This is a genomic window from Roseovarius sp., from assembly GCF_027019125.1.
Classification (GTDB): Bacteria; Pseudomonadota; Alphaproteobacteria; order Rhodobacterales; family Rhodobacteraceae; genus Roseovarius.
In genome coordinates this window covers 28,601-40,785 of record NZ_JALUXE010000028.1, presented here as the reverse complement: position 1 = coordinate 40,785, position 12,185 = coordinate 28,601, and the positions used below count along the sequence as shown (strand labels likewise).

Here is a 12,185-nt window from a genome sequence, read left to right as displayed (position 1 = left end):
CGAATCGGGTGTGTCAACGCGTTGCGGGGTCCTGTAGGGGAAAACAGGCCCGGCTGTGGCGTTGACTGGATAAGGAGAGACACGATGGGTGCAAAGCTGTTTGGGACGGACGGGGTCCGGGGGCAGGCCAACAGTTGGCCGATGACGGCGGATGTGGCGCTGCGGCTGGGGGCGGCGGCGGGGCGGTATTTCCGCCGCGACAAGCAGGAGCACCGCGTGGTGATCGGCAAGGACACGCGGCTGTCGGGCTACATGATCGAATATGCGCTGACGGCCGGATTCACTTCGACCGGCATGAACGTGTTTCTGCTGGGTCCGGTGCCGACGCCGGCGATCGGCTATCTCACGCATAGTTTGCGGGCCGATGTGGGGGTGATGATTTCGGCCAGTCACAACCCGGCCTCGGACAACGGGATCAAGCTATTCGGGCCGGATGGCTACAAGCTGAGCGATGAGGCGGAGGCGGGGATTGCGCGGCTGCTGGACGAGGGCACGCGGCTGGCGGCGCCCGAGAATATCGGTCGCGCGAAGCGGATCGAGGATGCGCGCGGGCGCTATGTGGAATACGCCAAGACCACCTTTCCGCATCGGCGGCGGTTGGAGGGGCTGCGGATCGTGCTCGATTGCGCCAATGGCGCGGCCTATCGCACGGCACCGGAGGTTCTGTGGGAACTTGGGGCCGAGGTGATCGCGATGGGAGTGGAGCCGGACGGCTTCAACATCAACCTCGATTGCGGATCGACCAAGCCGCAGGCCGCCGCGCGCCGGGTGTTGGAGACACGCGCCGATCTGGGCATTTGCCTCGATGGCGATGCCGACCGGGTGGTGTTGATCGACGAAAAGGGGCGGATCGCCGACGGGGATCAGTTCATGGGGCTGATTGCAACGCGCTGGGCGCGCGAGGGACGTCTGGCGGGCAATACGCTGGTGGCAACCGTCATGTCCAACCTGGGGCTGGAGCGGCATCTGGAGGGACAGGGGATCGCGCTCAAGCGGACGGCGGTCGGGGATCGTTATGTGGTCGAGGCGATGCGTGCGGGCGGTCACAATCTGGGCGGCGAGCAATCGGGCCATATCGTGATGACCGATTATGCCACCACCGGCGATGGGCTGATCGGGGCGTTGCAGTTTCTGGCGGCGATGGTCGAGACCGGCGAGCGTGCCAGCCGTCTGGCGCAGGTGTTCGAGCCGGTGCCGCAGAAGCTGATCAATGTGCGCTTTGCCAAGGGCAAGGATCCGATGGGATCGGATGCGGTGCAATCCGCGATGGCGGCGGCGGAGAAGCTCTTGGGCGGTGACGGGCGGTTGCTGGTGCGCCCCTCGGGGACGGAGCCGATGATCCGGGTCATGGCCGAGGCGCTCAACCCGGCGGTGCTGGATCAGGTGATGGACACGGTTGTGGGCGCGGTGCGGCAAGAGAGTTGAGGGGGGGGGAAGCGATGAAGCGCGCGGATTGCTGGCCGGGGACTAGCGAAGCAACACTCGTAGCTGCCACTTTATGCCGGCCAAGTCCGTATGAACCATCAGAATTGCGTGCCCTCTCAAAATCGCTAGGCCGCGGGACGGCCCAGCGATCCGCGCGGCGGCGCGTACCGCGCCTTGTTCCGCGCGGGAGGCATTCCAAGCGGTGGATAGAATTCAAAATCTCTCTCCCCCCAAATGCAAAACGGCCCCGCCGGATCGGTGGGGCCGTTTCGTGTCTGGCGAATTGCAACCGGCAAGATGCCGGTTGCGGTCTGTTTAGCGGTCGCCCTTGAGGGCTGCGCCGAGGATGTCGCCGAGCGATGCGCCCGAGTCGGACGAGCCATACTGTTCGACGGCTTCTTTCTCTTCGGCGATCTCGCGGGCCTTGATCGACAGGCCCAGACGGCGGGTCTTGGCGTCGACATTGGTCACGCGCACGTCGAGCTTGTCGCCGACCGAGAAGCGCTCGGGGCGCTGATCGGCGCGGTCACGCGACAGATCGGAGCGGCGGATAAAGGACTTCATGCCCTCGTATTCCACTTCGATGCCGCCGTCTTCGATGGCGGTCACGGTCACGGTGATCACCGAGCCACGCTTCACGCCGCCAACGGCTTCGGAGAACTTGTCGCCGCCCAGAGCCTTGATCGAGAGCGAGATACGCTCTTTCTCGATGTCGACTTCGGAAACGACGGCATGAACCATGTCGCCCTTCTTGTAGTTCTGGATGGCGTCTTCGCCGCGCTCGTCCCAGCTGAGGTCCGAGAGGTGGACCATGCCGTCGATCTCGCCTTCGAGACCGATGAAGAGACCGAATTCGGTGATGTTCTTGACTTCGCCCTCGACCTCGGTGCCCTCGGGATGGGTCTCTGCAAAGACTTCCCACGGGTTGCGCATGGTCTGCTTGAGACCGAGCGACACGCGGCGCTTGGCACCGTCGATTTCCAGCACCATGACTTCGACTTCCTGAGAGGTCGAAACGATCTTGCCGGGGTGGACGTTTTTCTTGGTCCAGGACATTTCCGAGACGTGGACGAGGCCTTCGACGCCCGGCTCCAGCTCAACAAATGCGCCGTAATCGGTGATGTTGGTCACGCGACCGGTGTGCACCGATTCGAGCGGGTATTTGGCGGCCACGAGATCCCACGGATCTTCTTGAAGCTGCTTCATGCCCAGCGAAATGCGGTGGGTGTCCTTGTTGATCTTGATGACCTGCACCTTGACGGTTTCGCCGATCGTCAGGATCTCGGAGGGGTGGTTGACGCGACGCCATGCCATGTCGGTGACATGCAGGAGGCCGTCCACACCGCCCAGATCGACGAAGGCGCCGTATTCGGTGATGTTCTTGACCACACCGTCAACGGTCTGGCCTTCGGTCAGGTTGCCGATCACCTCGGCGCGCTGTTCGGCGCGGCTTTCTTCGAGGATGGCGCGGCGCGACACGACGATATTGCCACGGCGGCGGTCCATCTTGAGGATCTGGAACGGCTGCTTGAGACCCATCAGCGGGCCCGCGTCGCGCACGGGGCGGACATCGACCTGAGAGCCGGGCAGGAAGGCCACGGCACCGCCGAGATCGACGGTAAAGCCACCTTTGACGCGGCCAAAGATGGCGCCATCGACGCGCTCTTCGTCGGCATAGGCCTTTTCAAGACGGTCCCATGCCTCTTCGCGGCGGGCCATCTCGCGGCTGATCACGGCTTCGCCCTTGGCGTTCTCGGCGGAACGCAGGAACACCTCGACCTCATCGCCGACGGCGATGGAGGGGGTCTCACCGGGATTTGCGAATTCTTTCAGATCAACGCGGCCTTCCATCTTGTAGCCGACGTCGATGATGGCCTGGCCTGCTTCGATTGCGATGACCTTGCCTTTGACAACAGACCCTTCCTCGGGTGTGTCCATTTCGAAGCTTTCGTTCAAGAGGGCTTCGAATTCCTCCATAGATGTATGTTGAGCCATGTGGTCTCTGGTTTCCTTTTGACGGTTTTCTGGCCGTGCGGTTGTCTCCGCCGGTCTTTCAGGGTTTCGTTGGTCGGGCGGGTCACAAAACAAAGAGGGCCGGTGGTTCCGACCCTGCTCGATCTCTTTTGTCCTGTGGCCTTATTCGCCTTTGGTGACAGGCGCGCGTATACAGGGGCTTGGCGGGATAATCAAGCCTGTCTGCGGCACGCGTGGTGCCGGACCTCAGCCCTGGGCCGCTGTGACGATGGCAATGGCCCGTTCGGTGGCCTCTTCGATGGTCATCGACGAGGTGTCCAGTTGCACCGCATCCTCGGCGGGTTTGAGGGGGGCGGTGGCGCGGGCGCTGTCGCGGGCGTCGCGGTCGCGCAGGTCCTGGGCCACCTCGTCGAGCGTTACCTCATGGCCCTTGCCGGTCAGCTCAATATGGCGGCGGCGGGCGCGTTCGGCGTCGGAGGCGGTGACGAAGAGTTTGACCTCGGCCTCGGGGCAGATGACGGTGCCGATGTCGCGCCCGTCCAGCACGGCCCCGCCCGCGCGCCGGGCAAAGGCGCGTTGGAAATCGAGAAGCGCCTGGCGCACCTCGGGAATCGCCGCAACACGGCTCGCGGCCTGGCTCACATCGGGGGTGCGCAGGTCGTCGGCCTCAAGGTCTTCGGGGCGCAGGGAATGCGCGGCCTCGATCGGGTCAAGCCCGCCCAGCATGCGCCGCCCGGTGGCGCGGTAGAGCAGGCCGGTGTCGAGATGGGCAAAGCCGAAATGCGCAGCCAGGGCCCGGCCGATGGTGCCTTTGCCCGCTGCTGCGGGGCCGTCGATTGCAATGGTGAATGCCATGGGCTGCCCTTTCGTGACCGGACCCTCTGCCTAGCCGATCAGGGCGCGAGGCTCAAGCATCGCTTGACCTGCGCGCGGGGCCAAGGCATCACGCTTGCATGATGATATACAAGATCTTGCGCGGGCCGGAATGGGCCCAATTGCGGGCCGCGGGCGAGAGCGTCGGCGCGCCGGTGGATGTGGCCGATGGCTATGTGCATTTCTCGACGGCCGAGCAGGCCGCCGAGACAGCGGCCAAGCATTTCGCCGGTGCCGAGGGTCTGATGTTGGTGGCGGTCGAGGCGGAGCGCCTGGGCGATGCGCTGAAATGGGAGGTGTCGCGCGGTGGCGCGCTCTTTCCGCATCTCTTCCGCGAAATGCGCCTGTCGGATGTGGTCTGGGCGCAGCCCCTGCCGCTGGTGGACGGTGTGCATCAGTTTCCGGCAGGTCTGGAATGAGCGGGATGGAGCGTTTGGGGCTCAGCCTGTTGCATCGGGTCGATCCGGAGCGAGCACATGGTCTGGCGCTGCGGGCCTTGCAACTGGGTCTGGTGCCCACGCCGGGGCCGCATACAAGCGCGCGGCTCAGGACCAATCTGGCGGGGCTGCGCCTGCCCAACCCGGTGGGGTTGGCGGCGGGGTTCGACAAGAATGCCGAAGCGCTGGCGCCGCTTGCCCGCGCCGGGTTTGGGTTTGTCGAGGTGGGGGCGGTCACGCCGCGCCCGCAGCCCGGCAATCCGCGCCCACGTCTGTTCCGGCTGAGCGAGGATCGGGCGGTGATCAACCGCTTTGGGTTCAACAACCTTGGCATGGAGGCGGCGGCGGCGCGGTTGGCGGCGCGGCCAAAGGATGCCGTGATCGGCCTCAACCTCGGGGCCAACAAGGACAGCGCCGACCGAGCCGAGGATTTCGCCCGCGTTCTGGCGCATTGCGGCGCGCATCTGGATTTCGCCACGGTCAATGTCAGCAGCCCCAATACCGAGAAGCTGCGCGAGTTGCAGGGGGCGGAGGCGCTGATGGGTCTCTTGAAAGGGGTCATGGAGGCGCGCGATTGGTTGCCACAGCCGATCCCCGTCTTTCTCAAGATTGCGCCGGATCTGAGTGATGGCGAGTTGAGCGAGATCGCCGATGTGGCGCGGGCCTCGGGGCTCAACGGGATCATCGCCACCAATACCACGCTGGGCCGTGAGGGGCTGGTGAGTGCCGCCAAGGGCGAGGCGGGCGGGCTGTCTGGGCAGCCCTTGTTCGAGAAATCGACGCGGGTTCTGGCGCGGCTGTCGCATCTGACGGGCGGGGAAATGCCGCTGATCGGCGTGGGCGGCATTGCCAGCGCAGAGCAGGCCTATGCCAAGATCCGCGCCGGGGCGAGCGCCGTGCAGCTCTATTCGGCGCTGGTGTATCAGGGGATGTCCTTGGTCGGCGAGATCGCGCGCGGGCTGGAGCGGCTCTTGGAGCGGGACGGTTTCGCCAATGTGGCCGAGGCGGTGGGCACCGGGCGGGAGGCATGGCTGTGATCACCTATTGGCATAATCCACGTTGTTCCAAGTCGCGCGCGGGTCTGGCGCTGTTGGAGGAGCGCGGCGTCGCGGTGACGGTGCGGCGCTATCTGGAGGATGCGCCGGATCTGGCCGAGGTGCGGCGTGTTCTGGCGCTGTTGGGCTGTGCGCCGATCGAGATGATGCGCCCCGGCGAGCCGCAGTTCAAGGCGCTGGGGTTGGGGCGCGAGAGCGCGGCAGAGGATCTGCTGGCGGCGATGGCGGCGCATCCGATCCTGATCGAGCGGCCGATTGCGATTGGCGCGGGGCGGGCAGTGATCGGGCGGCCGCCCGAGGCGGTGCTGGGGATATTGTGACCTTTGGACCCAAGCGGAGAGCCGCGCGGTGCCTGTCCGCCGGGTGGGCGCATCAACAGATATGATAGGCAATTTATGCCTGCCAAGTCTTCCGCGTTCTTGCTGAGATGAAACGTTGCAAAAGCGCCCGCCCGAGGGGGCGGACGGGCGCTGCGCGGCGGTGCCTGCGGCACCTTGATTCCGCGCTTTGGAGATTGGGGCGACTTGCTCCCTCAACAGTTCGGAATATTGACCGCGAGACCGCCGAGGGAGGTTTCCTTGTATTTCTCCATCATGTCATGGCCGGTCTGGCGCATGGTCTCGATACAGGCGTCGAGCGGCACGAGATGCGTGCCATCGCCGCGCAGCGCCAGAGAGGCGGCAGAGACCGCCTTGATCGCGCCCAGGCCATTGCGTTCGATGCAGGGCACCTGCACCAGACCGCGCACCGGGTCGCAGGTCATGCCAAGGTGGTGTTCCAGCGCGATTTCGGCGGCGTTTTCGATCTGGGCGGGGGTGCCGCCCAAGACGGCGGCGAGGCCCGCCGCGCCCATGGCGGCGGCGCTGCCCACCTCGGCCTGACAGCCTGCCTCGGCCCCCGAGATGGAGGCGTTGTATTTCACCAGACCGCCGATGGCGGCGGCGGTGAGCAGGAATTCCTCGATCTGGTTCTCATGGGCGCCCGGCACATGCTCGAGCCAGTATTTGATCACCGCCGGCACCACGCCCGCCGCGCCATTGGTGGGGGCGGTCACGACCTGACCGCCGGCGGCGTTCTCCTCGTTCACCGCCATGGCATAGGCGCTCATCCAGTCGTTGATCTTGTGCGGGGCGGTGAGGTTCGTGCCACGCTCGGCCATCAGCGCGTCGCGGATGCCCTTGGCGCGGCGCTTGACCTGCAGACCGCCGGGCAGGATGCCTTCGGTCGAAAGGCCGCGTTCGATGCAGTCGTTCATGACCTGCCAGATCCGCGCCACGCCGGAGCGCAGATTTTCGGGGCCGCCGCGCGCGATTTCATTGGCGCGTTTCATCTGGGCGATGCTCTTGCCCGAGCGTTCGGCCATTTCCAGCATCTCGGCGGCGGATTTGAACGGGTAGGGGATCGGTGCGCCCTCGTCCGTGGCCTTGCCTGCGGCCAATTCCCCGTCGGTCAGCACAAAGCCGCCGCCGATGGAATAGTAGGTTTCCTGCAGGATCACATCGCCCTGGGCATCAGTGGCCATCAGGATCATGCCATTGGCATGGCCGGGCAGGTTGGGGCCGAAATCGAAGATCAGGTCTTCCTTGGGGTGGAACTTGAGCGTGGGCAGGCCGGGGGGTGTGACGGTGTGGCTGTCGCGAATCTCTTCCAGCACCGCCTCGGCGCGGGCGTGGTCATAGGTGTCGGGGAGGAACCCGGCGAGGCCAAGGATGGTGGCGCGGTCAGTGGCATGGCCCACGCCGGTAAAGGCAAGGCTGCCATGCAGCGAGCCGCGCAATCCGGCATAGTGAAACGGGGCGGCGCGCATCTTGTCGAGGAAGCGCGCGGCGGCGACCATCGGCCCCATGGTATGCGAAGAAGAGGGGCCGATGCCCACCTTGAACATATCGAAGACGGATAGAAACATAAGGCGCGCTCCCTGATCGCGGGTCTTATCGCCGCTCGCCCCTTGATCTACTTGTCCGAAAGCGACGCTTCAAGGGTGGCTCCTTGCCATGTGGTCGTATCAGGTGGCGGTGCCCTCGGGGGGATCGCAATAGTCGGGGGCGGTGAAGGGGTGCGCGCCGAGGCCTTCGGCGGCGGCCACGCGGCCAGTGGCGGGGCGGGATTCGAGATGCGTCAGCAACGCGTGCAGGCGCGGCCAGGCGCTTACGTCATAGCTGCCGCGCAGGCCCTCGGGATAGAGCGCGCGCCACCGCATGAGGCAGGCAAGGTAGTAATCCAGCACCGAGGGCGTCTCGGCCGAGAACCACGGCGCGGCGCGGGTTTCGAGTATGTCCAGACAGTCGCCAAAACGCGCCTGCATCGTGCTGCGCAAGAGGTGCTGCGCGTCGCGGTCGGGCCCCACGTATTTCTCGGCGTAAAAGCTCATGCGCAGGGCAGTATGGGCGGTATTCGCGAGATAGAACAGCCATTTGAGGAAATCGCCGCGCGTGGGCGCATCCGGGGCAGGGGCCAGCCGCCCGTGCCGGTCGGCCAGCCAAAGGAGGATCGCGCCGGTTTCGAAAATGGCCCCCTCGGGCGTTTCCAGCGTGGGGATCAGCCCGCCGGGGTTGAGCGCGAGATAGGCGGGCGCGGCATGCGCCTGTTTCGAGCGCTCCAGCAGCGCCGTTTCATAGGGCAGGCCCAGTTCCTCGAGCGTGAGGCGGACGATCACCGAGGCGTTGTCAGGGGCGTAGTGCAGGCGGTAGGGCGCGGTCATCGGACAGCCTCGAGTCTGGCCCCGGCGGGCAGGCCGGGGGAATTTGAGTATTTGAAGAACGATGAAAGCTGCGGTCAGTCCTTGGGGCCGACATTCTCGGCGAAGGATTTGGTGAACGCCGCCTGTTGCTCGGCGCTGGCCTCGGTCTGGTTCTGCGATTTCCAGTCGTCATAGGGCATGCCATAGAAAATCTCGCGCGCGTCGTCCTTGGACATCTCGATGCCACGGGCGTTGGCGGCTTCTTGATACCAGCGGCTGAGGCAGTTGCGGCAGAAGCCGGCGAGGTTCATCATGTCGATGTTCTGCACATCGGCGCGCTTGTCCATCAGATGCGCGCGCAGGGCGCGAAAGGCGGCGGCCTCAAGTTCGATGCGGGTCTGGTCGTCCATGGTCATTCTCCGTGTTGGCGGGATCAGAGGCCGGTCTGGGCCGCGACCTCTTGCAGGATGGGGGCGAGGCGAAGCGCCCAGGCGGTCTGTTGCGCGGGGGTTTCGATCAGGTCGTTGCGCAATTCGATCAGCACATTGGGCCGCTCGTAGGCGATGGCATGGCGCGCGATGGCATCGCCGGGCAGGTGGCCGCTGTAAGGCTCGTTATAGCCGACGCAGAGGTCGGGCTCTTGGGTGAGGCGGGCCAGAAGCGGCTTGGCCAGCCGTTCATCGGCGGCGTAGAGCAGCCCGATATGCCAGGGGCGGGGCGGGCGGCCACGCAATTGCGGGGTGAAGCTGTGGATCGAGACAATGACCGTATCGGCGCGGCGCGCGGCCAAGTCCGCCAAGGCGGTGTGATAGGGGCGGTAGAGCCGGTTGAGGCGGCGCTCGATGTCGTCTGGGGTGGCGTGGCGATTGCCGGGAATGATCGTGCCGTCATAGAGGCGCATCACCAGGGTCGGGTCATCCTCGCCCCGGTTCGGGTCGATCACGAGGCGCGAGAAGTTGCTGAGGATGGCCGGGCCGTTCAAGGCTTCGGCCAGCGCGCGGGTGACACCGGCGGCGCCCACGTCATAGGCGATGTGGCGCGCCATATCCTCTGGCGCCACGCCAAGGCAGCCGCCGTTGACGAAATCCGGCACGCGGTTGCTGGCGTGATCGCAGGTCACGAGCCAGCGTTCGGGGCGATCCTGCCCGTCGATCTGAAATGGGTGATACATCATTGGCTTGGTTTTTCCTGTCATCGTCCTTTAGAACAGTTGCGGGACAATGTGAATTGCGCGATAAGGCGCGAAAGGGTGATGTTAGCGTTAACATAACCTGTGATGTCAAGGATGAAGGACGCATGAGATGAGACGCAACCGCAATGTCAAGATCGTGGCCACTTTGGGCCCGGCCTCGTCTGATTATGATACGATCCGGGCGCTGCACGAGGCGGGGGCGGATGTGTTTCGTCTCAACATGAGCCATGGCACGCAGGCCGATATTGCAGAGCGGCATCGCATCATCCGGCAGGTCGAGGCCGATCTGGACAGCCCGATTGCGATCCTGGGCGATTTGCAGGGGCCGAAACTGCGCGTAGGCGTGTTCGCCAAGGGCGAGGAGGAGCTGGTCGCCGGGGCGGCGTTCCGGCTTGACCTCGACGAGGCCGAGGGGGACGCCAGCCGCGTCTGCCTGCCGCATCCCGAGATTTTCGCGGCGTTGGAGCCGGGGGCCAACCTGCTGGTGAACGATGGCAAGATCCGCCTGCGTGTGACCGCCTGTGGGCCGGAGTTCGCCGATTGCGAGGTGATCGCGGGCGGCACCATTTCGAATCGCAAGGGGGTGAACGTGCCCGATGTGGTGCTGCCGCTGGCGGCGCTGTCGGAAAAGGATCTGTCGGATCTGGAATTCATTTGCGAGCTTGGGGTGGATTGGCTGGCGCTGAGTTTCGTGCAGCGCCCCGAGGATGTGACCGAGGCGCGGGAACTGGTGCGCGGCCGGGCCGCGATCATGTCCAAGATCGAAAAGCCCGCCGGCGTGAAGCGGTTCGACGAGATTCTCGCGGTCAGCGACGGGATCATGGTGGCGCGCGGCGATCTGGGGGTGGAATTGCCGGTGCAGAATGTGCCGCCCATTCAGAAGCGCCTGATCCGGCGGTGTCGCGCGGCGGCCAAGCCGGTGATCGTGGCGACGCAGATGCTCGAATCCATGATCGAAAGCCCGATGCCCACCCGCGCCGAAGTGTCGGACGTGGCCACCGCGATCTATGAGGGATCGGATGCGATCATGCTCTCGGCGGAATCCGCGGCGGGGCAATACCCCGTTGAGGCGGTGCGCACGATGGACAATGTGGCGATCGAGGTCGAGAGCGATCCGACCTATCGCGAGGTGATCGAGGCCAGCCGCCGCGTCAACCGGCAGAGCGTGGCCGATGGCATCGTCGCCGCCGCGCGCGAGATTGCAGAAACCGCTGATATCAAGGTGATCTGCTGCTACACGGAATCGGGCACGACCGCGCTCTTGACCGCGCGCGAGCGGCCGCGTGTGCCGATCCTTGCGCTGACCAGCCTCTTGGACACGGCGCGGCGGCTGGCGCTGACATGGGGCGTGACCTGCGTCATGACGGGCGAGCTGACGCGCTTCAAGATGGCGGTGATCAATGCCGCGCGGGCGGCGCGCGCGCATGGCTATGCCACCGAGAACGATCAGATCGTGGTGACGGCGGGCGTGCCCTTCAACGTGCCCGGCACGACCAATATCCTGCGTGTGGCCCCCTGTCAGGAAAGTTTGATTTACGCCACCGATCCGGGTTAAACTGTCACTGTTTCGTTCAAGGTATTTTCCGGAGGTATGTGATGGACCCTGATCTGGCGATGGCCATCGGCATGGTGCTGGGGGTCTTCTCCATACCTTCGATCATATCGGCCCTGTCCGAGGGGCACCCGCCGCGCGTGGCGACCTTTGTCTTGATGGCCTCGGGCGGGTTGGTCGTCTGGGCGATCAGCAACAAGCCGGGTGGCTACAGTTTCGGTGATTTGCCCGACGTGCTGGTGCGGGTCATCGCGCGCTACGTGGGTTGAGCCGCGCATAATCCCTGGTCAAACCCTCTTGAACAATGGCCGCGCGCCGCGTATACGGCGCGCTCACCCCGCAGGACCGGCCAGATGTGGCATGCCGAGTCGTGCGGTTCTACCGACCGAATAGAGGAGCCGGAAATGCCCAAGATGAAGACCAAGTCGAGCTGCAAGAAGCGGTTCAAAGTGACGGCCTCTGGCCGCGTGGTGGCCGCACAGGCCGGCAAGCGCCATGGCATGATCAAGCGTACCAACAAATTCATCCGCAACGCCCGTGGCACGACCACGCTGTCGAAGCCTGATGAAGGGATCATCAAGCCGATGATGCCCTACGCGCGCTAAGGAGGATTTAGGATATGTCACGCGTCAAAGGTGGGGTTGTCACCCACGCCCGTCACAAGAAAGTCATCAAGGCCGCCAAAGGTTATTATGGCCGCCGCAAGAACACCTTCAAGGTGGCCGCGCAGGCCGTCGACAAGGCCAACCAATACGCGACCCGCGACCGCAAGAACCGCAAGCGCAATTTCCGCGCTCTGTGGATCCAGCGGATCAACGCGGCTGTGCGCGCCCATGACGAATCGCTGACCTACTCGCGCTTCATCAACGGTCTGGCGCTGGCCGGGGTCGAAGTGGACCGCAAGGTTCTGGCCGATCTGGCCGTGCACGAGCCCGCAGCCTTTGCTGCCATCGTGGACCAGGCCAAGGGTGCGCTGGCCGCCTGAGCCGGGTCGCAT

The 12,185-nt window shown here is 65.0% G+C and carries 14 protein-coding genes; 8 read left to right on the top strand and 6 right to left on the bottom strand.

Going from position 1 to position 12,185, the window contains the following annotated elements:
- Positions 1-84 precede the first annotated feature (84 nt).
- A complete protein-coding gene (glmM, locus tag MVC20_RS11695) occupies positions 85-1,425 on the top strand; it encodes a phosphoglucosamine mutase (protein ID WP_297541541.1) in 1,341 nt (446 codons plus the stop codon).
- Between the two features lie 315 nt (positions 1,426-1,740).
- Here glmM and rpsA read toward each other — a convergent pair whose 3' ends face one another.
- Positions 1,741-3,513: a 30S ribosomal protein S1 gene (gene rpsA, locus MVC20_RS11690; protein ID WP_297541539.1), complete on the bottom strand. Its 1,773-nt coding sequence runs from the start codon at positions 3,511-3,513 to the stop codon at positions 1,741-1,743.
- A gap of 132 nt (positions 3,514-3,645) precedes the next feature.
- Positions 3,646-4,254 (bottom strand): d(CMP) kinase, encoded by a 609-nt coding sequence (locus MVC20_RS11685; RefSeq protein ID WP_297541537.1) that lies wholly within the window; start codon positions 4,252-4,254, stop codon positions 3,646-3,648.
- Between the two features lie 98 nt (positions 4,255-4,352).
- Between MVC20_RS11685 and MVC20_RS11680 the strand changes: the two genes are divergently transcribed.
- Genes MVC20_RS11680 through arsC form a run of 3 tightly spaced genes read left to right on the top strand, consistent with a single transcriptional unit; the run spans position 4,353 to position 6,084 of the window.
- Complete coding sequence (locus MVC20_RS11680) at positions 4,353-4,691, top strand: DUF952 domain-containing protein (protein WP_297541535.1); 339 nt, start codon at positions 4,353-4,355, stop codon at positions 4,689-4,691.
- A complete protein-coding gene (locus MVC20_RS11675) occupies positions 4,688-5,746 on the top strand; it encodes a quinone-dependent dihydroorotate dehydrogenase (protein WP_297541533.1) in 1,059 nt (352 codons plus the stop codon). Before MVC20_RS11680 ends, MVC20_RS11675 begins: the two co-directional genes overlap by 4 nt.
- On the top strand, positions 5,737-6,084 hold the full coding sequence (arsC, locus tag MVC20_RS11670) for an arsenate reductase (glutaredoxin) (protein WP_206018423.1): 348 nt from the start codon (positions 5,737-5,739) through the stop codon (positions 6,082-6,084). Before MVC20_RS11675 ends, arsC begins: the two co-directional genes overlap by 10 nt.
- A 212-nt stretch (positions 6,085-6,296) precedes the next feature.
- On the opposite strand, the gene MVC20_RS11665 is transcribed toward arsC, so the two are convergent.
- The 4 genes from MVC20_RS11665 to MVC20_RS11650 all read right to left on the bottom strand — a co-directional run bounded on the left by MVC20_RS11665 (position 6,297) and on the right by MVC20_RS11650 (position 9,618).
- Positions 6,297-7,670 (bottom strand): L-serine ammonia-lyase, encoded by a 1,374-nt coding sequence (locus tag MVC20_RS11665; RefSeq protein WP_297541531.1) that lies wholly within the window; start codon positions 7,668-7,670, stop codon positions 6,297-6,299.
- Between the two features lie 99 nt (positions 7,671-7,769).
- Complete coding sequence (locus MVC20_RS11660) at positions 7,770-8,465, bottom strand: glutathione S-transferase family protein (RefSeq protein ID WP_297541529.1); 696 nt, start codon at positions 8,463-8,465, stop codon at positions 7,770-7,772.
- 74 nt (positions 8,466-8,539) lie between these two features.
- Positions 8,540-8,854 carry a DUF1244 domain-containing protein gene (locus MVC20_RS11655; RefSeq protein WP_297541527.1) on the bottom strand — a complete coding sequence of 105 codons (315 nt, stop codon included), beginning with the start codon at positions 8,852-8,854 and terminating at the stop codon, positions 8,540-8,542.
- A gap of 23 nt (positions 8,855-8,877) precedes the next feature.
- On the bottom strand, positions 8,878-9,618 hold the full coding sequence (locus tag MVC20_RS11650; protein WP_297541741.1) for an N-formylglutamate amidohydrolase: 741 nt from the start codon (positions 9,616-9,618) through the stop codon (positions 8,878-8,880).
- Positions 9,619-9,745: 127 nt separating this feature from the next.
- On the opposite strand from MVC20_RS11650, the gene pyk reads away from it, so the two are divergent.
- The 4 genes from pyk (at position 9,746) to rplT (ending at position 12,173) form a co-directional block, all read left to right on the top strand.
- The gene (gene pyk, locus MVC20_RS11645; protein WP_297541525.1) at positions 9,746-11,191 is read left to right on the top strand and encodes a pyruvate kinase; all 1,446 of its coding nucleotides are present in this window, start codon (positions 9,746-9,748) and stop codon (positions 11,189-11,191) included.
- Positions 11,192-11,232: 41 nt separating this feature from the next.
- Positions 11,233-11,457 carry a hypothetical protein gene (locus tag MVC20_RS11640; RefSeq protein ID WP_297541523.1) on the top strand — a complete coding sequence of 75 codons (225 nt, stop codon included), beginning with the start codon at positions 11,233-11,235 and terminating at the stop codon, positions 11,455-11,457.
- Between the two features lie 135 nt (positions 11,458-11,592).
- Positions 11,593-11,793, top strand: coding sequence for a 50S ribosomal protein L35 (rpmI, locus tag MVC20_RS11635; protein WP_037270116.1), 201 nt, complete (start codon positions 11,593-11,595; stop codon positions 11,791-11,793).
- Positions 11,794-11,807: 14 nt separating this feature from the next.
- Positions 11,808-12,173: a 50S ribosomal protein L20 gene (gene rplT / locus MVC20_RS11630; protein WP_296631939.1), complete on the top strand. Its 366-nt coding sequence runs from the start codon at positions 11,808-11,810 to the stop codon at positions 12,171-12,173.
- Positions 12,174-12,185: the final 12 nt, after the last annotated feature.